We start from the raw sequence: 19,440 nt of genomic DNA, 5'->3' as shown, positions 1-19,440 counted from the left end.
GTCTATCTTGACTCGGTGTGCAAGTGGTGAGTGATGAGTGTTGACCAAGAATTGACGCAGCTAATGTATTGAAAAATAAGTATCTAATTATTTACGCTATGCGTTTCGGGTGACAGTGGTTCTGAAAAGAACTCATATAGAGACTCGGCAGAAAGCAAGCGACAGTACTGCAGCACTAGTGGTCTATCTGGGTTTAATGTCAGAGGAAGGCGATTGATACAGTCGACCAGATCCGATTGTTGTTGTTTTTCGAGTTGAAGTTCGAACTGCAGTGCTTCTCGATACAGTGAGTCGACCACGTGAGGTTTGAGGTGTTTACGTAGCTCTCGATAACTGAGTAGCAGGGATTCTGAGCGGCTTAAACACTGTTGAATGTTGTGCCACTCAGTATCTTTGAAGGTCAATTGCTGCTCGTCTAACCATTTAAGGAGCAGCAGTAGATTGACGTTACCATGATATTGGTTTTGTAGGGTCAGACATGCATCTTTAACGCCGCGAGCACTGTAATAACTGAGACTAAATTGCCACAGTCTCTCTAGCGTCAGCGTTGTCGGTGCATGCTCTGAACTCATAAGTTTTCCATATCTTGTTCCATCTGCTCAAGCTCTTCTTGAACAGACATCCACTCCATTTCAACCTCTTCCAGTTGAGATTTACTGGTGGCTTGTAGTGCGAGTACTTGATTAAGTTTAGCTTTATTTTCGGCTTCATACAGAGAAGTGTCAGACAATTGCTGTTCAGCTTCCTCTAGATCCGCAGTGAACTTATCCATTTGCTTCTCGAACTGAGTCAGTTTTTTGCGCAGCGGGGCGGTCAGTTTTCTGAATTCTGCCTCACGGCGTTTTTGCTCTTTTTTGGCGGCAGCACTGTTGGTGCTATCTTTGACTGGTGCTTGCGCCTGTGCCTCTTTACGCTCGATTTTTTGCTGATCAGTGAGCCATTTGTAATAGTCGTTTAGATCACCGTCGAAAGGCGCGACCTGACGTTCATGCACTAGGTATAAATCATCGGTTGTCGCACGCAGCAGGTATCTATCGTGCGATACAATCACCATTGCACCCTCGAAGGTTTGCAATGCCATGGTGAGTGCTTGGCGCATGTCTAAGTCTAGGTGGTTGGTTGGTTCATCGAGTAATAGTAGATTCGGTTTTTGCCAAACCAGCAGAGCCAGCACCAAGCGCGCTTTTTCTCCACCAGAGAAAGGTGCGACCTTATCCAGCGCTTTATCTCCTTGGAAACCAAAGCTGCCTAAGTAATCACGCAGTTGTTGCTCAGTATGCTTTGGGGCAATCTGCATCATATGTTGCAGTGGCGTCTCTTCTGGATGCAGGGTTTCTAGTTGATGCTGTGCAAAGTAACCAATTTTGACCCCTTGCGAGTAGCTAAGCTCGCCGGCTTGTTGTTTCAGCTCACCAGAAAGTAGCTTGATCAAGGTCGATTTACCCGCACCGTTGCGACCGAGTAGACCAATGCGGCTACCAGGAACAAGGTTTAAGCGGATCTTCTCGAGGATCAGATTATCGCCGTAGCCTGCGGACACTTCATCCATCATCAAAATAGGATTTGGCAGGGCGTCAGGCTCTCTAAATTCGAAACTGAATGGGTTATCAAATTGAGCTGGCAGTACTTGTTCCATCTTTTCGAGTGCCTTGATACGGCTCTGTGCTTGGCGTGCTTTCGATGCTTTGTAGCGGAAGCGGTCGATGTAGCTCTGCATGTGCGCCATCTGCTTCTGTTGCTTCTGATACATCGCTTGTTGCAGGACTAATTTCTGAGCACGTTGGTTCTCGAAAGAGGAGTAGTTACCTGTGTACTCATTGAGTTTCTGGTTCTCAACGTGAACGATTCGGTTGACGATTGGATCTAGGAAGTCCCTATCGTGCGAGATCAGGATAAGTGTGCCAGGGTAGGTTTGCAGCCAGCGTTCTAGCCACATCACCGCATCTAAATCCAAGTGGTTGGTCGGTTCATCGAGTAGCAGTAGGTCACTGCGACACAATAGAGCCTGCGCTAAGTTCAAGCGCATACGCCAACCACCAGAAAACTGAGTTAGGTTCCAACTCATTTGGTCTTGGCTGAAGCCTAAACCGTCCAGTAGTTCTGCCGCTCTTGCTTTGATGCTGTAACCACCAATGGTTTCTATCTTGCCGTGAATCTCGGCCACCAATGTACCGTTATCGGCTTGCTCTGCTTTAAGCAGTTGCTCTTCTAAACCGCGATACTCACGATCACCATCAATCACATACTCAATTGCGGTTCTCTCGAGTGCTGGTGTCTCTTGCGCAACCCATGCCAGTTCCCAGTGTGCGGGTTTGCTGAAAGATCCGGCATCAATCGATAGCTCATCTTTAATGAGAGCGAACAGTGTGGACTTACCACAACCGTTTTTACCGACTAAACCCACCTTGTCGCCAGGGTGTAGAGTTGCAGATGCTTGGTCAAGCAGAGGTTTACCGCCGCGCAGTAGTTGAATATCCGAGAAAGTAATCATAGAAATCGCAATGAATTAAGAGGTGAACAGACGCCTGCATAGTAGGCGGAAACCAGATAAAAGTCGATCACAATGCAAATTGGGTTATGATGCCAATAACATATTAATAACTTTTGTTAGAATTTTCTTGGCATTGCCACCGTTTGCCCTGTAAGGAATGTTTCAAAGGAATGAGTGATTTGTTATCTACAAATAACACAGTACCCAAGGTCTTGGTGATTTTTGCGCACCCAGAGCCTCAAACCTCTATCGCTAACCAAGTCATGTTGAAAAAAATTGAGTCGCTCGGTCATGTTAAAATTCATGATCTCTATGCGGCCTATCCGGACTTCTTTATTGATGTTCCATCGGAACATGAATTGCTTCTTGAACATGACATCATCGTCTTCCAACACCCTCTGTTTATGTACTCTTGTCCTGCTTTACTTAAAGAGTGGTTTGATCGCGTACTGAGTAAAGGTTTTGCGTTTGGTGAGCATAGTGCATTGAAAGGCAAGTACTGGCGCAGTGTGATCACGACAGGTGGTAAAGAGGAGGCATTTGGTGCTTCGGGCTATAATAGATATCCACTACAAGAGATCTTGCAACCTTTTGAGCTAACGGCGGCCCTATGTCAAATGCACTGGCTAGAGCCTCTGGTTTTGCATTGGGCGCGAAACGTATCAGACCTGACGCGTTACCAACATGCCGAGTCATACCGCAATTGGTTAAGGGACCCGTTGCAACTTCTTGAAGAGAACCAAGAGGAGGCTCAGTAATGGCATTAACCAATGAATTCCTCCAAAGCAGCGTGATCTTCTTGTCGGCTGCTGTCGTCGCGGTGCCGATTGCTCAGCGTGCTGGTTTAGGCTCGGTTTTAGGTTATCTTTTGGCGGGTGTGGCGATTGGTCCTTGGGGGCTTGGACTTATTAGTGACGTTGAATCGATTCTTCATTTCTCCGAGTTGGGTGTGGTGCTGCTGCTGTTTCTCATTGGCCTCGAACTCAATCCCAAAAAACTTTGGACTATGCGGGGGCCAATATTAGGGCTAGGTGGCGCCCAAGTTGTCATAACAACATTACTTATCACAGCGGTAGCGTGTCTCTTTGGTCTGAACTGGCAAACCAGCTTGGTTATCGGTATGGGTCTAGCACTCTCGTCTACCGCCATTGCGCTACGCGTTATTGAAGAGCGTGAATTGAGCGGCAAAGAGGCGGGGCAATCGGGTTTTGCTGTATTGCTGTTTCAAGATATTGCGGTAATACCAATGTTGGCGCTGCTGCCATTGCTTGCGGGCAATACCGGTGGTAGTTGGGGCGATATGTTGTGGATGCTTGCTGGAGTGGTGGGGTTGTTGATCGGTGGTCACTTCCTACTGCGCCCTCTGTTTCGTTATGTAGTCTTGAGTGGTGTACGTGAACTGTTTACCGTTGCAGCACTGCTGCTGGTGATTGGTATTGCGGTTATGATGCAGCAGATTGGATTGTCGATGGCACTTGGCACCTTCTTAGCGGGTGTGTTACTGGCTGAGAGTGAATACCGACACGAGTTGGAGATCGCAATTGAGCCGTTTAAAGGACTGCTTCTCGGTCTGTTCTTTATCTCTGTGGGCATGGCAGTAAATCTAGGCCTGCTTGCTGAAAGTCCGTTTGCAATTTTGATAGCGGTATCTGCGCTGGTTGTGATGAAAGGCCTTGTGCTTTATGTACTTGCCCGTATTTTTGGCACACAAGCGAAGGCACGTAGCCGTATGGCGATGATCTTGAGTCAAGGTGGTGAGTTTGCTTTTGTTATTTTTACGGCAGCGAGCGCTCAAGGCATCTTGAGTCTAGAACAGGTCTCATTCCTGCTGGTCGTTGTGAGTCTATCGATGGTTACCACGCCACTGATGCTCAAGCTGCAAGATAAGTTTTTTGCGCGTCAATTGAATCAAATCAGTGAGAATGCGATCTCTTCTGACGTGGTGGATCGCAGCCCTCGCGTGATCATCGCGGGTTTTGGTCGTTTTGGTCAGATCATTGGTCGCTTGATGTATGCCAACAAGATTCGTGTGACTATTCTTGAGAGCGATGCGAGCCAAATCCATATCTTGCGTAAGTTCGGTTATAAAGTCTTTTATGGTGACTCAACGCATTTAGAACTCTTACGTGCAGCGGGTGCTGACAGAGCTGAAGCCATTATCTTGTGTACCGACTCTCCAGACGAAATCATGAAAACCGTCGATTTATGTCGTCAGCATTTTCCTCGCTTAAAAATCTTGGCACGTGCTCGAAGTCGTGTCGAAGCGTACCAACTATTGAACCACGGTGTGACGAACTACTCTCGTGAAACCTTCTTAGGGGCGTTAGACTTAGGTAGACAAGCTCTGACTGAGCTGGGGATGCATCCGTATAAAGCGAAACGTGCTGAGGCGCATTTCCGCAAGCTCGACAACGCTATGTTAAAAGAGCTGCTTCCTCAGCACAGTGAAGATGCTGAATTAGCACAAAGGGCTAAAGAGGCTCGCAAAGAGTTAGAAGAGATTTTTGGGCATGAAATGGAAAATGATCACCAATCTCGAAATTACTGGCAGTAAGCTGCCGACAAAATTATAAGATAACAGCCATAATGAAATGGCACGCATCCAAGTTGTAAAGGATAGATAACGTGAAACAGAAAAAACGCTTTATTGCTGGCGCTAGCTGCCCAAGCTGTAACGCTCAAGATACCCTACGCTGGTGGGTAGAGAACAATATTGAGCTGGTGGAGTGTGTTGATTGCGACTTTACAGAGCAACGTAAACCGAAAACTGTAGAGAAATCTGAACACGCGAATCAAGAAATGATCGGTATTTTTAAGCCGGAATGATTGTGTTTCGTTAATTGATCCCCATAATGTCCCGGTACAGAATTTTTCCTAAGCTCAATTGTTGGAGCTTAGTCCAAACCTCCTTGGAGCTCTCATGAAAATTGAAAAGAACGTAGTAGTTAGTGTTGCATATCAAGTGAAACTTGAAGATGGCGTAGTAGTTGACCAATCAACTGCAGAAGCTCCACTAGATTACCTTCACGGTCATAACAACCTAATCACAGGTCTTGAAAAAGAGCTTGAAGGTAAAGTTGCAGGCGACAAGTTCTCTGCGACAGTTGCACCAGAAGAAGCTTACGGCGAACATAACGATGCACTTGTTCAACGTGTACCAGCAGACGTATTCCAAGGTGTTGAGCAGATCGAAGTGGGTATGCGTTTCCTAGCTGACACAGACCAAGGTCCAATCCCAGTAGAAGTGACTGAAGTTGACGGCGACGAAGTTGTTGTAGACGGCAACCACATGCTAGCTGGCCAAACTCTGACGTTCGATGTTGAGGTGGTAGCGGTTCGTGAAGCGACTGAAGAAGAGGTTCAACACGGTCACGTTCACCAAGAAGGCGGCTGTGGCGGTCACGGCCACGACCATGATCACGAAGGCGGTTGCTGTGGTGGCGAAGGTCACGACCATGGTGAAGAGAAAAAAGAAGGCTGCTGCGGTGGCGGTAGCTGCGGTTCTCACTAATCAGTGAACCCAAGCTGAATATAGAAAGCCTCCCTCGTGGAGGCTTTTTCGTATCGACTGTATGGGCGTTTTCGATACGGACTTACTTTGTTGAAGCAGTCTTACGTAGTGACTGTTGGGTCAGACACTTCGGGCTTGGTTGGCCTAAATTATTCGCCTTTACCAGACACAGCTGGGTGAATATGGTATTGGTAAGCAAAATACCCAGACTGATAAATGGAGAGCATCTATGTCACACCCTTTTTCTATCGCGATACATGGTGGTGCGGGGACGATTTTACGAGAGCAGATGAGTGATGAGCTAAAAGCTGGCATTGTCGAAGCGTTAGAAAAGTCCGTATTGGCAGGCCATCAAATTCTACAGTCGGGTGGTGATGCACTAGGTGCGGTAGTGGCTGCGGTTAAAGTGATGGAAGACAGTCCACACTTCAATGCGGGTAAAGGCTCCGTGCTTACGCATGATGAGTTTGTTGAGATGGATGCGTCCGTTATGCATGGTAAAGAGATGAATGCGGGTGCCATTGCTGGCGTGCGCCATATTAAAAACCCGATCGAACTGGCTCGCGATGTGATGCTTAAAAGCGATCACGTATTACTGATTGGTGAAGGGGCAGAGAAGTTTGCCTTTGAACATGACTATACCTTTACTGAGCAAGATTACTTCTTCACCGAGCGCCGCTACGACCAGCTGCAGTCGATGAAAGAGAAAGGTATCTTCGCGTTGTCTGAGGCGAAATACGATGAACAGCAAGACGGCAAATATCCAGACGATAAAAAGTACGGCACGGTAGGTGCTGTGGCATTAGACCAAGCGGGTAACCTCGCTGCAGCGACCAGTACCGGTGGCGTAACGAACAAGAAGTACGGTCGTGTCGGCGACTCACCAATTATAGGTGCAGGAACCATTGCTGAGAATGGCAATGTTGCCGTTTCAACCACAGGAATGGGTGAGTTATTTCTGCGTAAGATGGTTGCCAGTGATGTGGCGGCGCGTATGCGTTACTTGAAAGAAGATGTACATACGGCTTGTGAACATATCATTCAGGGTGAATTGAAAGAGATGGGCGGAGAAGGTGGCTTAATCGCCATTGATAGCCAAGGTGAGATTCACTTCGGCATGAACAGCTCAGGTATGTATCGTGCGAGTGTTGATGTAGATGGTACCGTAGAAGTGAAAATCTACGCCGATGATTAAACGGACTTATCGGCAGGGTTGAGCATTAACTGATTTATATAAAACAAAAAGGGTGACCATGAGTCACCCTTTTTGCATTCACAGAAACTCTCACTGCCGATATCTGAATATCAGTAGTGTGGCGGTGGCGTCTCTTCTGATGCGTCAGCCAGATTTGAGCCGTCGATATTCTTAACCTTACCGACAACATATTTCATTTGGTCTTGCATCTTAGTGATCAGCAATTGTTGTTGGCTCAGTGCTTCATTGAGTTCTTCAATGGTCTGTTCTTGGAAAGCCAGCTGACACTCAAGGTCATTCACTCGGCTCTCTAGTTGTTCAACTAGCTTTTCTGTCATCGTTCTTAATCCACGTTCCAAGCTTGGGCGATGCCCGCTGATGTTCCCGATATTACACGGCTCTGATTATCAAAGGCTGCATCATACACTACCGCACGAGGAGGGCGAGCATCTTTTAACGGCTCCGCTTCGTAGCGAGCGATACGCTTGCCGGTCTGCGTATCCCAAATACTGACTTGGCTTGATGGTGTACCCGTGACAAGTTGCAGACCATCATCAGAGAAGCGAGCGGTTGAGAAGATCAGTTGCCGTGACCAGCTTTGTAGCTCCGCTTGTGGTTTACCTGTTTCAAGATCCCACACTATGGCCTGGTTTCCACCATCGGAGGTAAAAGCCAGTTCACCATCCCGCTGGAGTACGACTCGCACCACGCGCTGCTCGTGCTCGAAGGTACGTAAAACCAGCCCTGTTTCTGTATCCCAAAGGTAGGCTTTGTAGTCGTTACCACCTGAGAGCGCATAGCGGCCATTGGACGAGAGCGAGACGGAATTGACTTTTTCTCGATGGGCAAGGAACTCTAAGCGGCGACCAGTGACTAAGTCCACGTAGATGGCTTTACCGTTTGATAATCCGAGTAGGACCTTCTCGCCGTTACTGGAGATGTCGACATCGCGGATCAATCCGTCAGAGATAGACCAAAGCCCTTCGGCTTGCGTCCAAGTTAGGTCCCAAACGGCAAAGTTCATCTGACTGGCTGTCACCGCATAGCGACCATTGTCCGAGATTTTGATGCGTGTAACGGGCGAGCTCTCTTGGTCTTGTTCTCCAAGTTGGGCGAGTTCTTGATTCTCTGCGAGATCCCACAGTAGCAAGTGTTTCTTCTGAGAATAGAGCAGAGCAAAGCGACCGTCTCTACTTAACGCAAAGCTGGTGGCACCATTGGGTTCAATATCCCAACGTTGATCATTCTGTTGGAAGAAAAAACACCCATTTAACAGAGTGATGACAATTGCATATAGTAACGAGTGAAAAAATATTCGCATCACGTCCAATAATCCGGTTTGTGTCAGAAGACATAGAACTAGTATATTGTTATAACTAACGTATTCACACCAATCTAATCATTAGATTTGTGCACAATAACCAATGGCTTGGCCATTAATTGGAGTATTCAATGAAATCAGTTTTAAAAGTATCACTGCTTGCCGCGACGGTTATGCTAGCAGTTGGTTGTCAGAAAGAAGAACCAAAGGCAGAAGCTCCTCAAGTCGAAGAAGTGAAAGTTGAAGCAGTAAACTTTAAAACAGAAGACGACAAAGCGGCTTACGCGATCGGTGTTTCATTTGCAAACTACCTAAGCACAAGCATTGATAAGCCAAGCGAACTAGGCATCAACCTAGACAAAGAGATGGTACTGAAAGGTATCGAAGATGTATTTGCTGGCAACACTGCACTAAACGAAGACGAGACTCGCTCGGCACTAGAAGCGCTTGATCAACGCGTCGCAGAAACAATGCAAGCTCAAGCAGCAGAGAAATCAGCAGCAACTAAGAAAGCCGGTGATGACTTCCGTGCTGAGTTTGAGAAAACAGAAGGCGTTCAAAAAACTGACTCTGGTCTACTATACCAAGTCATGACACCGGCGGAAGGTGAGTCTCCGAAAGATACTGACACGGTACAAGTCCACTACAAAGGCACGCTAACCGACGGTACTCAGTTTGATAGTTCGTACGATCGTGGCGAACCAGCAACATTCCCGCTAAACCGCGTAATCCCAGGCTGGACTGAAGGCGTACAGCTAATGCAAGTGGGTTCTAAGTACAAATTCGTTATTCCGCCAGAGCTAGCGTACGGTGAGCAAGACACACCAACAATCCCTGCGAACTCAACGCTGGTATTTGAAGTTGAGCTACTGAAGATTGATAACGCAGAAGAAACAGCTGCACAATAATCGTTTCACAAAGCGTTCTAAGGCCTAACTCAGTTAGGCCTTTTTTTATGCTGTCATTTTGAGTAATTTGTTTTTTAACTTGTTCTAAATCACTAGTTGTAATGTTAGCTAGGTGTGCAATTAAAAATTTCTGATAAACTTACATAAATTTGTTGATTTTTCACACGAAGGTAAGGAATTAAGTGACTACTACAGAAACAGTCAATGCGGATGTGTTACTTGAAATGGAATCAGTCAATGTCATGCCATTCAGTGAACACGATAAAATCATTCTAAGATCTTATGAAGCCGTTGTGGATGGCATCGCAAGTCTTATTGGTCCGTTTTGTGAAATCGTTTTGCACTCGCTAGAAGATCTCAATACTTCTGCGATAAAAATTGCCAACGGTGAGAATACCGGGCGTCAGGTTGGTTCTCCAATCACCGATTTAGCGTTGAAGATGCTCAAAGATATTGAAGGCTCCAAGCGTAACTTCTCGCGTTCATACTTTACGCGCGCAAAGGGTGGCGTGTTAATGAAGTCGATTACGGTAGCTATCCGTAATGGCGACGACCGAGTTATCGGCCTGCTTTGTATCAACGTCAATCTTGATGCTCCGTTCTCACAAGTACTGCAATCTTTCATGCCAACGCAAGATGCAGATGAAGCGGCGTCTTCAGTGAACTTCGCGAGTGATGTTGAAGAGCTGGTAGACCAAACCGTAGAGCGCACAATCGAAGAGATCAATGCAGACAAGTCGGTATCGAACAACACTAAGAACCGTCAGATCGTGATGGAGCTTTACGACAAAGGCATCTTTGATATTAAAGATGCGATTAACCGCGTTGCCGAGCGCCTAAACATCTCCAAACATACGGTTTACCTGTATATCCGTCAGCGCAAAACAGAGGATGATGAGAGTTGAGTTCAAGCCTAACGTATACCTTGTTAGTTAATGGGCCAATCTACGGCTCCCAATCTGCAAAAAATGCCTACCAGTTTGCGCTTGCTTTGCTAGAGAGAGGGCACCAACTAAAGAGTGTCTTCTTTTATCAAGATGGGGTGAGCAATGGCTCAGCGTTAACTGTACCAGCGAATGATGAATTCGATCTTGTTGGAGCATGGCAAAAACTGGCATCACAACATGAAGTTCGCCTAGAAACTTGCGTAGCAGCAGCGCTGCGTCGAGGCGTGGTCAGTCAAGACGAAGCGAATCAACATCAGCTTGAAAATCACAATTTGGCAGAGGGTTTTGAGCAAGCGGGGCTAGGCAGTCTTGCAGAGGCGATGTTGACTCAAGATAGGGTAGTACAGTTTTGAAGAAGTTAGGGTACGTATTTAACAGCTTTCCTCATAGCACAGCATCGGGCAGAGAAGGCCTTGACGCACTGCTGGCGGCATCCGCTTATACCGAAGAAATTTCGGTGTTCTTCGTCGGTAATGGCGTCACACAACTGCTTGAACAACAGCAGCCAGGTGAGTCTTTGTCTCGCGATTACATTGCGGCGTTTAAGTTGATGGAGCTCTACGATATAGAGCAGGTTTACGTGTGTGAACAGAGCTTACAGCGCTTTGGGTTATCGAGTGAGCAACTCGTTATCGATACACAAACACTGGCACCAAGCGCTATGGCGCAGCAATTTGCCCAATGCGACCAGATACTCACATTTTAAAGGTTTAATATGCTGCACATCATTAAGACGATCGAAAAGCTCAAGCTCGCGCTCGCCTATCGCCAACCGGGTGAACACCTACTGTTAATGGAAGATGCGGTTTACGCAGTATTGCCAAGCCACGAGCTTACGCAGACGTTAATGGATATCGAAGATATGTCTGTGCTCGAGCCCGATCTTAACAGCCGTGGTTTGCAAAATCTGGTGTCGAAATCACTAACAAAAGTGGATTACTCGGGCTTCGTTGCGCTCACCGAACAGCACCAACAATCTATCACTTGGTAAGTCTTTACCGCTTTCATTGACCAAATAGAGCATCCTTAGCTCTAGATGGCTAAAAAAGATCTGTATATTTCTTGACACACATCCCACTGCTGAATAGAATTTTGCGTCCCTAATTGCCATGTGTAGTTAGGGATAGATTTTTCACAAAGCTTACTTTCAAGTAAATTTCAGGAGCTAGTTAATGGCAACTATTAACCAGTTGGTACGTAAGCCTCGTGCAAAGCAAGTTGTTAAAAGCAACGTGCCTGCACTAGAAGCGTGTCCACAAAAACGTGGTGTATGTACTCGTGTTTACACTACTACACCTAAAAAACCTAACTCGGCACTACGTAAAGTATGTCGTGTACGTCTAACTAACGGTTTCGAAGTAACTTCGTACATCGGCGGTGAAGGTCACAACCTTCAAGAGCACAGTGTTGTTCTAATCCGTGGCGGTCGTGTAAAAGACCTTCCGGGTGTTCGTTACCACACAGTTCGCGGCGCACTAGACTGTGCTGGCGTTAACGACCGTAAGCAAGGTCGTTCTAAGTACGGTGTTAAGCGTCCAAAATCTTAATGGTATCCGTTAAGTAAGGCCAAACACTAAATTAATTTTAATTTTTGAAGAAACTGAAAAGTTTTGGATAACCTGAAGAAGACAACGGAGAAAATCCATGCCACGTCGTCGCGTCATCGGTCAGCGTAAGATCCTTCCAGATCCAAAGTTCAAATCTGAACTGCTGGCAAAATTCGTTAACATCCTTATGGTTGACGGTAAGAAATCTACTGCAGAAAAAATCGTTTACACTGCACTAGATGCAATGGCTGAGAAATCTGGTAAAGATCACTTAGCTGTATTTGAAGAAGCTCTTGAAAATGTTCGCCCAGCGGTAGAGGTTAAATCTCGCCGTGTAGGTGGTTCAACTTACCAAGTACCTGTAGAAGTTCGTCCGGTTCGCCGTAACGCACTTGCTATGCGTTGGGTAGTTGAAGCTGCGCGTAAGCGTGGTGAAAAATCTATGGCTCAACGCCTAGCAGCTGAAATGCTAGACGCGTCTGAGAACAAAGGTACTGCGGTTAAGAAACGTGAAGACGTTCACCGCATGGCTGACGCAAACAAAGCGTTCGCACATTACCGTTGGTAATACCTTTTCAGTGCTGCAAGGTTCCTTGCAGCACTTCTTTAGTTCCTATGCGTATGCTAGGAACTATTGCTATTTCTAGAGGGATGCTTTTTTAGTAACTCATTTGGGCATAGCAATAGTCCCTAAGTCTCTAAGTAAAGAGGATTCAACCGTGGCTCGTAAAACTCCTATTGAGCGCTACCGCAATATCGGTATTGTTGCTCACGTAGATGCAGGTAAAACAACCACAAGTGAACGTATTCTGTTCTATACCGGTCTTTCCCATAAAATCGGCGAAGTTCACGATGGTGCAGCAACCATGGACTGGATGGAGCAAGAGCAAGAACGTGGTATCACAATCACTTCAGCAGCAACTACTACGTTTTGGCGTGGTATGGAAGCTCAATTCCCAGATCACCGTATCAACATCATCGACACCCCTGGACACGTTGACTTCACGATTGAAGTAGAACGTTCTCTACGTGTACTTGATGGTGCAGTTGTTGTGTTCTGTGGTTCATCTGGTGTTGAACCTCAATCAGAGACAGTATGGCGTCAAGCTGACAAGTACCAAGTTCCACGTATGGTTTTCGTTAACAAAATGGACCGTACAGGCGCAGACTTCCTGCGTGTCATTGAACAGATCAAGGATCGCCTAGGCGCGACACCTGTTCCAATTCAATTGAACATTGGTGCTGAAGAGAACTTCCAAGGCGTTGTCGATCTTATCAAGATGAAGGCAATCAACTGGAACGAAGCTGACCAAGGCATGACGTTCACATACGAAGACATTCCTGCAGACATGCAAGAAATGGCTGAAGAGTACCGTACAGAACTTATTGAAGCTGCGGCTGAAGCCTCTGAAGAACTGATGGACAAATACCTTGAAGAAGGTGAGCTATCAGAAGAAGAGATCAAACAAGGTCTTCGTACTCGTACCCTTAACAATGAAATCGTACTAGCAACTTGTGGTAGTGCATTCAAAAACAAAGGTGTACAAGCTGTTCTTGATGCTGTGGTTGATTTCCTTCCTTCTCCAGTCGATGTACCGGCAATCAAAGGTATCGATGAAGACGAGAACGAAGTAGAGCGCCACGCAGATGATAACGAACCGTTCTCTGCACTTGCCTTCAAGATCGCAAGCGACCCATTCGTTGGCACTTTGACTTTCATTCGTGTTTATTCGGGTGTAGTTGAAAGCGGTAAAACGGCTTACAACTCAGTGAAGAAACAACGTGAACGCCTAGGGCGCATTGTACAAATGCACTCAAACAAGCGTGAAGAAGTAAAAGAAGTTCGAGCTGGTGACATCGCAGCGATCATCGGCCTAAAAGAAGTGACGACGGGTGAAACCCTGTGTGACCAGAACCATAAGATTATTCTTGAGCGCATGGAGTTCCCAGACCCAGTTATCCAGATCGTTGTAGAGCCAAGCTCACAAGCTGATCAAGATAAAATGACGATCGCTCTAGCTAAACTAGCAGCAGAAGACCCATCGTTCCGCGTTGATATGGACGACGAAACAGGCCAGACACTGATTTCTGGTATGGGTGAACTACACTTAGATATCATCGTTGATCGTATGAAGCGCGAATTTAGCGTGAACTGCAACGTTGGTAACCCGCAAGTGGCTTACCGTGAAACAATTCGTGGTACAGCGAAAGCGGAAGGTAAATTTATCCGTGAACACGGTGGTAAAGGTCAGTACGGTCACGTATGGCTGAAACTTGAACCATCAGAAGTTGGCGAAGGCTTTGTCTTCGTGGATGAAATTGCCGATGGTACAGTGCCTAAAGAGTTTATCGCTTCAGTTGCTAAAGGCGTTGAAGAGCAGATGAACAATGGTGTGCTTGCTGGCTATCCTGTTTTGGATATCAAAGCTACACTATACGATGGTTCTTACCATGAAACAGATTCAAGTGAGATGGCGTTTACAATCGCTGCCTCTATGGCTTTCAGAACGGGTGCACTTGAAGCGCAACCAGTTTTGCTTGAGCCTATGATGAAAGTTGAAGTAACTACTCCAGAAGACTGGATGGGTGACGTTGTTGGCGATATTAACCGTCGTCGCGGCATCATCGAAGGTATGGACGAGGGTACAGCTGGCCTGAAGATAATTCGTGCACAAGTTCCGTTGTCTGTCATGTTCGGTTACTCAACTGATTTACGTTCTGCGACACAAGGTCGTGCTTCTTACTCTATGGAGTTTAGTGAGTACGCTGAAGTGCCAAACAATGTTGCAAAAGCAATCATTGCAGAGCGTGGTTAAACAAAAGGGACGCATTTTTTTCATTTTTTGAAAGATCTAATGCGTCCAAATATTGCGCTAACGAGAGTTGGCGCATAAAATAGCAATTTCTGGCGCGTCTCGACCAATAATGGTCGTGGCGAATCATAACTAGGAAGGAACACGATCGTGTCTAAAGAAAAATTTGAACGTACGAAACCGCACGTAAACGTTGGTACTATCGGCCACGTTGACCACGGTAAAACAACTCTAACTGCTGCTATCTGTACTACACTTGCAAAAGTGTACGGTGGTGAAGCGAAAGACTTCGCATCTATCGATAACGCTCCAGAAGAGCGTGAGCGCGGTATCACAATCGCAACTTCTCACGTTGAGTACGACACTCCAACACGTCACTACGCACACGTAGACTGTCCAGGACACGCGGATTATGTTAAAAACATGATCACTGGTGCTGCACAAATGGACGGCGGTATCCTAGTTGTTGCTGCGACTGACGGCCCAATGCCTCAAACTCGTGAGCACATCCTACTTGGTCGTCAAGTTGGTATCCCTTACATCATCGTATTCATGAACAAATGTGACATGGTAGATGACGAAGAGCTACTAGAACTAGTAGAAATGGAAGTTCGTGAACTTCTTTCTGAGTACGAATTCCCAGGTGATGACCTACCAGTAATCCAAGGTTCAGCTCTTGGCGCACTAAACGGCGAGAAGCAATGGGAAGACAAGATCGTTGAGCTAGCAGAAGCTCTAGATTCTTACATCCCAGAGCCAGAGCGTGCAGTAGACCAACCGTTCCTACTACCAATCGAAGACGTATTCTCGATCCAAGGTCGTGGTACTGTTGTAACTGGTCGTATCGAGCGTGGTATCCTACGTGTAGGTGACGAAGTAGAAATCGTTGGTATCAAAGAAACAACAATGACTACTTGTACTGGTGTTGAGATGTTCCGTAAGCTTCTTGACGAAGGTCGTGCAGGTGAGAACGTTGGTGCACTTCTACGTGGTACTAAGCGTGACGAAGTTGAACGTGGTCAAGTACTAGCAGCTAAAGGCACTATCAACCCACACACTAAGTTCGAGTCTGAAGTATACGTACTTTCTAAAGACGAAGGCGGCCGTCACACACCTTTCTTCAAAGGTTACCGTCCACAGTTCTACTTCCGTACAACTGACGTAACAGGCGACATCACTCTACCAGAAGGCGTAGAAATGGTAATGCCAGGTGACAACGTTCAAATGACTGTTGAGCTAATCGCTCCAATCGCAATGGACGAAGGCCTACGTTTCGCTATCCGTGAAGGTGGCCGTACTGTAGGTGCTGGTGTTGTAGCTAAAATCTTCGCTTAATAACGAATGATTTTGCTCTCTCTTCATTAGAAGAGGCGCATCATAAAAAGGGAGGCTTCGGCTTCCCTTTTTTATTTTCAGTAAAATACGAGTGGTTATAAGAAAACTTTGAAATGCGCACTTAACGTATACCTCTAATATCCAGTAATACAATTACTTAGCACAGTGTAGTCTCAACGCTGTTTCGCTAAGTGTTCCCACCTATGAAAAGCACGATTTTTCTATAACAAAACGGTCTAACAGTAGTAAAAGATAAGACTGGTAATAAGAATGATTCCTCTTTATATTTAATCTCAAGTTATAAGTTTAGGTTTGAATATGTACGTCTGTTTATGCCATGGGGTATCGGATAAAAAAATCCGAAAACTCGTTGTCGAAGAGGGCATTACCGATATAAAAGGAATTAAGAAATGTACGGCACTCGGCAGTCAATGCGGAAAGTGTGTACGTTCAGCAAAAGAAATCATCAACGAAAGCGCCGCTACACTGTTTAAGCAAGTTGGTTAGTTACTTAAAACTCAACCAAGCTTTTTGACACTTCTCGATTTGGTTCTACAGTTAAATGAACCGAAGAGGAGAGTGTGCTCATGAAAGGCGATCCAATCATAATTCAACATCTCAATAAAATCCTTGGTAACGAGTTGGTTGCCATTAATCAATATTTCCTTCATGCGCGAATGTATAAGGACTGGGGTCTAAAGCATTTGGCTGATAAGGAGTACCATGAATCTATCGATGAGATGAAACATGCCGACCACCTGATAGAACGGATCTTATTTCTTGAAGGGCTACCCAATCTGCAAGATCTAGGCAAACTCAAAATAGGGGAAGATACACAAGAGATGCTAGAGTGCGATCTTGCGTTGGAGATGGAGGCAATTCCCGATCTGAAAAATGCCATCGCTTATGCGGAAGATATCCATGATTATGTATCACGGGATCTGTTTCTCGAGATATTGGAAGATGAAGAAGAGCATGTCGATTGGTTAGAAACTCAACTCGGCCTTATCAAAATGACAGGAATCCAAAATTACCTTCAAGCACAATATGTCGATGAAGACGAAGGCTAAAAAATATCGATAACAAGGGTAGCTGCTCAGACGCATCCTAGTGGCTACCTTGCATTTCTTTTTCAGGCGGTAGGGCACTACCAAGGACTAGAAATCCTCCAATCACCCCTCTCAATAGATTCTGCGATTATTTTTCAAACACAGCTTGCAAGTTAAAGTGTGATCTGTATAATGCACCGCACTGGCTTAAGCTGGTTGTGAACCAATGAGCACTGAGGAGTAGGCTTTGCCTAGTAATGTATACTCAGCTTATGTTCGCGGTTAATAAAAATAGTGAGTTTATCTTACTTCAAAAGTTAACTGACAATGTGTCCTGATTTTGGATACTACGGTTTCACATAAATCAATCGGCATTCTCTCGTCTTTTCGAGTTTGAGTGGCGATATTGTTTGTGTAATTTTTAATAATTGGAGCTCTGTCTCATGCAGAACCAACGTATTCGTATCCGCCTAAAAGCTTTCGATTACAAGCTAATCGACGCTTCTACTGCGGAAATCGTTGAAACAGCAAAACGTACTGGCGCACAGGTTCGTGGTCCTATCCCACTACCTACTCGTAAAGAGCGTTTCACTGTTCTTATCTCTCCACACGTCAACAAAGATGCACGTGACCAGTACGAAATCCGTACTCACAAGCGTTTGATCGACATCGTTGAGCCAACAGATAAAACTGTTGATGCTCTAATGCGTCTTGATCTTGCTGCTGGCGTTGATGTTCAAATCAGCCTAGGTTAAGGGAGATAAGAATAATGATTGGTCTAGTCGGACGTAAAGTGGGTATGACCCGCGTATTTACTGAAGAAGGCGTTTCTATCCCAGTAACTGTTGTTGAGGTTGAAGCGAACCGTATTTCTCAAGTTAAAACTCTAGAGAACGACGGCTACGCAGCAATCCAAGTAACTACTGGTGCTAAGAAAGCTAACCGTGTAACTAAGCCTGAAGCTGGTCACTTCGCGAAAGCGGGTGTTGAAGCAGGCCGCGGTCTTTGGGAATTCCGTTTAGAAAACGGCGAAGAGTTTGAAGTTGGCGCTGAGCTAAACGTAGAACTTTTCAACGAAATTAAAAAAGTAGACGTTACTGGTACATCTAAAGGTAAAGGCTTCCAAGGCGCAGTTAAGCGTTGGAACTTCTCTACTCAAGATATGACTCACGGTAACTCTTTGTCTCACCGTGCACCGGGTTCAATTGGCCAATGTCAAACTCCAGGTCGCGTGTTTAAAGGCAAGAAAATGGCAGGTCACATGGGTGCTGAGCGTGTAACGACTCAAAACCTAGAGATCGTACGTGTTGACGCTGAGCGCAATCTGCTTCTTATTAAAGGTGCAGTACCAGGCTCAACAGGCGGCAACGTGATCGTAAAACCTGCTGTTAAAGCATAACGTCTAGGAGTAAGTAATGGAATTGATGGTTAAAGGTGCTGATGCACTAACTGTTTCCGAGACTACTTTCGGACGTGACTTCAACGAAGCTCTTGTACACCAAGTAGTTGTTGCATACGCAGCAGGTGCTCGTCAAGGTACTCGTGCTCAAAAGACTCGTTCTGAAGTATCTGGCGGTGGCGCTAAGCCATGGCGTCAAAAAGGTACTGGCCGCGCACGTGCTGGTACAATTCGTAGCCCAATCTGGCGTACAGGTGGTGTTACTTTTGCTGCGAAACCTCAAGATCACAGCCAAAAAGTAAACAAGAAAATGTACCGCGGTGCTATGAAGAGCATTCTTTCTGAGCTTGTTCGTCAAGAACGTCTAATCGTTGTTGATAACTTCTCAGTAGAAGCACCAAAAACAAAAGAACTTGTAGCTAAGCTTAAAGAGCTTGAGCTAAGCGACGTTCTGATTGTTACTGGCGAAGTAGATGAAAATCTATTCTTAGCTGCTCGTAACCTTTACAAAGTTGACGCGCGTGACGTTGCTGGTATCGACCCAGTATCTCTAATTGCGTTTGACAAGGTTCTAATGACTGCTGACGCAGTTAAGCAAGTTGAGGAGTCGCTAGCATGATCACTGAAGAGCGTATCTTAAAAGTTCTACGTGCTCCGCACATCTCTGAAAAAGCAACTATGGCAGCTGAGAAAGCGAACACTATCGTTTTCAAAGTAGCTAAAGATGCGACTAAAAAAGAGATCAAAGCAGCTGTAGAAAAGCTATTTGAAGTTGAAGTTAAGTCTGTAAATACTCTTGTTCTTAAGGGTAAGACCAAACGTCAAGGTATGCGTGAAGGCCGTCGTTCAGACGTTAAGAAAGCCTACGTTACTTTGAAAGAAGGTCAAGATCTTGACTTCGTTGGCGGCGCGGAATAACAGGAG

Annotated in this window: 24 protein-coding genes; 20 read left to right on the top strand and 4 right to left on the bottom strand. The window is 45.8% G+C overall.

Annotated elements, in window-relative coordinates; translation table 11 throughout:
* Positions 1-83: 83 nt before the first annotated feature.
* Together vsple_RS12790 and vsple_RS12785 are read right to left on the bottom strand one after the other, a co-directional pair.
* On the bottom strand, positions 84-572 hold the full coding sequence (locus vsple_RS12790) for a TIGR02444 family protein (RefSeq protein WP_261882175.1): 489 nt from the start codon (positions 570-572) through the stop codon (positions 84-86).
* Positions 569-2,491: an ABC transporter ATP-binding protein gene (locus vsple_RS12785; RefSeq protein WP_261882174.1), complete on the bottom strand. Its 1,923-nt coding sequence runs from the start codon at positions 2,489-2,491 to the stop codon at positions 569-571. Before vsple_RS12785 ends, vsple_RS12790 begins: the two co-directional genes overlap by 4 nt.
* 170 nt (positions 2,492-2,661) lie before the next feature.
* On the opposite strand from vsple_RS12785, the gene kefG reads away from it, so the two are divergent.
* From kefG to vsple_RS12760, 5 genes are all read left to right on the top strand, one after another.
* A complete protein-coding gene (gene kefG, locus vsple_RS12780; RefSeq protein WP_261882173.1) occupies positions 2,662-3,249 on the top strand; it encodes a glutathione-regulated potassium-efflux system ancillary protein KefG in 588 nt (195 codons plus the stop codon).
* Positions 3,249-5,045 (top strand): glutathione-regulated potassium-efflux system protein KefB, encoded by a 1,797-nt coding sequence (kefB, locus tag vsple_RS12775; protein WP_261882172.1) that lies wholly within the window; start codon positions 3,249-3,251, stop codon positions 5,043-5,045. The genes kefG and kefB overlap by 1 nt, the downstream gene beginning before the upstream one ends.
* Positions 5,046-5,116: 71 nt before the next feature.
* The gene (locus vsple_RS12770; protein ID WP_255229779.1) at positions 5,117-5,317 is read left to right on the top strand and encodes a YheV family putative zinc ribbon protein; all 201 of its coding nucleotides are present in this window, start codon (positions 5,117-5,119) and stop codon (positions 5,315-5,317) included.
* 94 nt (positions 5,318-5,411) lie between these two features.
* Positions 5,412-6,002 carry a peptidylprolyl isomerase gene (slyD, locus tag vsple_RS12765; RefSeq protein WP_255229780.1) on the top strand — a complete coding sequence of 197 codons (591 nt, stop codon included), beginning with the start codon at positions 5,412-5,414 and terminating at the stop codon, positions 6,000-6,002.
* Between the two features lie 229 nt (positions 6,003-6,231).
* On the top strand, positions 6,232-7,197 hold the full coding sequence (locus tag vsple_RS12760; protein WP_261882171.1) for an isoaspartyl peptidase/L-asparaginase family protein: 966 nt from the start codon (positions 6,232-6,234) through the stop codon (positions 7,195-7,197).
* 110 nt (positions 7,198-7,307) lie between these two features.
* Here the strand turns inward: vsple_RS12760 and vsple_RS12755 are convergent, their stop codons facing one another.
* Together vsple_RS12755 and vsple_RS12750 are read right to left on the bottom strand one after the other, a co-directional pair.
* The gene (locus vsple_RS12755; protein WP_032550040.1) at positions 7,308-7,535 is read right to left on the bottom strand and encodes a SlyX family protein; all 228 of its coding nucleotides are present in this window, start codon (positions 7,533-7,535) and stop codon (positions 7,308-7,310) included.
* A 5-nt stretch (positions 7,536-7,540) separates the two neighbouring features.
* On the bottom strand, positions 7,541-8,518 hold the full coding sequence (locus vsple_RS12750) for a WD40 repeat domain-containing protein (protein WP_261882170.1): 978 nt from the start codon (positions 8,516-8,518) through the stop codon (positions 7,541-7,543).
* 131 nt (positions 8,519-8,649) lie between these two features.
* Between vsple_RS12750 and fkpA the strand changes: the two genes are divergently transcribed.
* The 15 genes from fkpA (at position 8,650) to rplW (ending at position 19,434) form a co-directional block, all read left to right on the top strand.
* Positions 8,650-9,426 carry an FKBP-type peptidyl-prolyl cis-trans isomerase gene (gene fkpA, locus vsple_RS12745; protein WP_255229783.1) on the top strand — a complete coding sequence of 259 codons (777 nt, stop codon included), beginning with the start codon at positions 8,650-8,652 and terminating at the stop codon, positions 9,424-9,426.
* A 182-nt stretch (positions 9,427-9,608) separates the two neighbouring features.
* Positions 9,609-10,331, top strand: a complete 723-nt coding sequence (locus vsple_RS12740) for a helix-turn-helix transcriptional regulator (protein ID WP_032550043.1) — start codon at positions 9,609-9,611, stop codon at positions 10,329-10,331.
* Complete coding sequence (gene tusD, locus vsple_RS12735) at positions 10,328-10,726, top strand: sulfurtransferase complex subunit TusD (RefSeq protein WP_261882169.1); 399 nt, start codon at positions 10,328-10,330, stop codon at positions 10,724-10,726. The genes vsple_RS12740 and tusD overlap by 4 nt, the downstream gene beginning before the upstream one ends.
* A complete protein-coding gene (gene tusC / locus vsple_RS12730; protein ID WP_255229785.1) occupies positions 10,723-11,079 on the top strand; it encodes a sulfurtransferase complex subunit TusC in 357 nt (118 codons plus the stop codon). Before tusD ends, tusC begins: the two co-directional genes overlap by 4 nt.
* Positions 11,080-11,088: 9 nt before the next feature.
* The gene (tusB, locus tag vsple_RS12725) at positions 11,089-11,364 is read left to right on the top strand and encodes a sulfurtransferase complex subunit TusB (RefSeq protein ID WP_261882168.1); all 276 of its coding nucleotides are present in this window, start codon (positions 11,089-11,091) and stop codon (positions 11,362-11,364) included.
* Between the two features lie 181 nt (positions 11,365-11,545).
* Complete coding sequence (gene rpsL / locus vsple_RS12720; RefSeq protein ID WP_004399892.1) at positions 11,546-11,920, top strand: 30S ribosomal protein S12; 375 nt, start codon at positions 11,546-11,548, stop codon at positions 11,918-11,920.
* A 97-nt stretch (positions 11,921-12,017) separates the two neighbouring features.
* On the top strand, positions 12,018-12,488 hold the full coding sequence (rpsG, locus tag vsple_RS12715; protein ID WP_004737195.1) for a 30S ribosomal protein S7: 471 nt from the start codon (positions 12,018-12,020) through the stop codon (positions 12,486-12,488).
* 151 nt (positions 12,489-12,639) lie between these two features.
* Positions 12,640-14,736, top strand: coding sequence for an elongation factor G (gene fusA / locus vsple_RS12710; RefSeq protein WP_261882167.1), 2,097 nt, complete (start codon positions 12,640-12,642; stop codon positions 14,734-14,736).
* Positions 14,737-14,883: 147 nt separating this feature from the next.
* The gene (tuf, locus tag vsple_RS12705; protein WP_261882166.1) at positions 14,884-16,068 is read left to right on the top strand and encodes an elongation factor Tu; all 1,185 of its coding nucleotides are present in this window, start codon (positions 14,884-14,886) and stop codon (positions 16,066-16,068) included.
* Between the two features lie 318 nt (positions 16,069-16,386).
* Positions 16,387-16,575, top strand: coding sequence for a (2Fe-2S)-binding protein (locus tag vsple_RS12700; protein ID WP_255229792.1), 189 nt, complete (start codon positions 16,387-16,389; stop codon positions 16,573-16,575).
* 80 nt (positions 16,576-16,655) lie between these two features.
* On the top strand, positions 16,656-17,138 hold the full coding sequence (gene bfr / locus vsple_RS12695) for a bacterioferritin (RefSeq protein WP_255229793.1): 483 nt from the start codon (positions 16,656-16,658) through the stop codon (positions 17,136-17,138).
* A gap of 422 nt (positions 17,139-17,560) precedes the next feature.
* Positions 17,561-17,872 carry a 30S ribosomal protein S10 gene (rpsJ, locus tag vsple_RS12690; RefSeq protein WP_001181007.1) on the top strand — a complete coding sequence of 104 codons (312 nt, stop codon included), beginning with the start codon at positions 17,561-17,563 and terminating at the stop codon, positions 17,870-17,872.
* 14 nt (positions 17,873-17,886) lie between these two features.
* Complete coding sequence (gene rplC, locus vsple_RS12685; RefSeq protein ID WP_004738804.1) at positions 17,887-18,516, top strand: 50S ribosomal protein L3; 630 nt, start codon at positions 17,887-17,889, stop codon at positions 18,514-18,516.
* A 16-nt stretch (positions 18,517-18,532) separates the two neighbouring features.
* A complete protein-coding gene (gene rplD, locus vsple_RS12680) occupies positions 18,533-19,135 on the top strand; it encodes a 50S ribosomal protein L4 (protein WP_032553334.1) in 603 nt (200 codons plus the stop codon).
* A complete protein-coding gene (gene rplW, locus vsple_RS12675) occupies positions 19,132-19,434 on the top strand; it encodes a 50S ribosomal protein L23 (RefSeq protein ID WP_004736765.1) in 303 nt (100 codons plus the stop codon). Before rplD ends, rplW begins: the two co-directional genes overlap by 4 nt.
* Positions 19,435-19,440: the final 6 nt, after the last annotated feature.

Origin of the sequence: Vibrio pelagius (assembly GCF_024347575.1) — a bacterium.
Classification (GTDB): domain Bacteria; phylum Pseudomonadota; class Gammaproteobacteria; order Enterobacterales; family Vibrionaceae; genus Vibrio; species Vibrio pelagius.
The sequence above is the reverse complement of the archived record's forward strand: the minus strand, read 5'-3'. Positions and strand labels throughout refer to the sequence as shown.

What these genes read in the sequence shown, in the direction of transcription:
- vsple_RS12755 (WP_032550040.1), bottom strand. Translation starts at nt 7,535, where the DNA reads ATGACAGAAAAGCTAGTTGAACAACTAGAGAGCCGAGTGAATGACCTT.
- bfr (WP_255229793.1), top strand. Translation starts at nt 16,656, where the DNA reads ATGAAAGGCGATCCAATCATAATTCAACATCTCAATAAAATCCTTGGT.
- rplW (WP_004736765.1), top strand. Translation starts at nt 19,132, where the DNA reads ATGATCACTGAAGAGCGTATCTTAAAAGTTCTACGTGCTCCGCACATC.
- tusB (WP_261882168.1), top strand. Translation starts at nt 11,089, where the DNA reads ATGCTGCACATCATTAAGACGATCGAAAAGCTCAAGCTCGCGCTCGCC.
- kefG (WP_261882173.1), top strand. Translation starts at nt 2,662, where the DNA reads ATGAGTGATTTGTTATCTACAAATAACACAGTACCCAAGGTCTTGGTG.
- rpsJ (WP_001181007.1), top strand. Translation starts at nt 17,561, where the DNA reads ATGCAGAACCAACGTATTCGTATCCGCCTAAAAGCTTTCGATTACAAG.
- vsple_RS12750 (WP_261882170.1), bottom strand. Translation starts at nt 8,518, where the DNA reads ATGCGAATATTTTTTCACTCGTTACTATATGCAATTGTCATCACTCTG.
- rpsG (WP_004737195.1), top strand. Translation starts at nt 12,018, where the DNA reads ATGCCACGTCGTCGCGTCATCGGTCAGCGTAAGATCCTTCCAGATCCA.
- fkpA (WP_255229783.1), top strand. Translation starts at nt 8,650, where the DNA reads ATGAAATCAGTTTTAAAAGTATCACTGCTTGCCGCGACGGTTATGCTA.
- kefB (WP_261882172.1), top strand. Translation starts at nt 3,249, where the DNA reads ATGGCATTAACCAATGAATTCCTCCAAAGCAGCGTGATCTTCTTGTCG.
- rplD (WP_032553334.1), top strand. Translation starts at nt 18,533, where the DNA reads ATGGAATTGATGGTTAAAGGTGCTGATGCACTAACTGTTTCCGAGACT.
- rplC (WP_004738804.1), top strand. Translation starts at nt 17,887, where the DNA reads ATGATTGGTCTAGTCGGACGTAAAGTGGGTATGACCCGCGTATTTACT.
- vsple_RS12760 (WP_261882171.1), top strand. Translation starts at nt 6,232, where the DNA reads ATGTCACACCCTTTTTCTATCGCGATACATGGTGGTGCGGGGACGATT.
- slyD (WP_255229780.1), top strand. Translation starts at nt 5,412, where the DNA reads ATGAAAATTGAAAAGAACGTAGTAGTTAGTGTTGCATATCAAGTGAAA.
- vsple_RS12785 (WP_261882174.1), bottom strand. Translation starts at nt 2,491, where the DNA reads ATGATTACTTTCTCGGATATTCAACTACTGCGCGGCGGTAAACCTCTG.
- vsple_RS12790 (WP_261882175.1), bottom strand. Translation starts at nt 572, where the DNA reads ATGAGTTCAGAGCATGCACCGACAACGCTGACGCTAGAGAGACTGTGG.
- vsple_RS12700 (WP_255229792.1), top strand. Translation starts at nt 16,387, where the DNA reads ATGTACGTCTGTTTATGCCATGGGGTATCGGATAAAAAAATCCGAAAA.
- rpsL (WP_004399892.1), top strand. Translation starts at nt 11,546, where the DNA reads ATGGCAACTATTAACCAGTTGGTACGTAAGCCTCGTGCAAAGCAAGTT.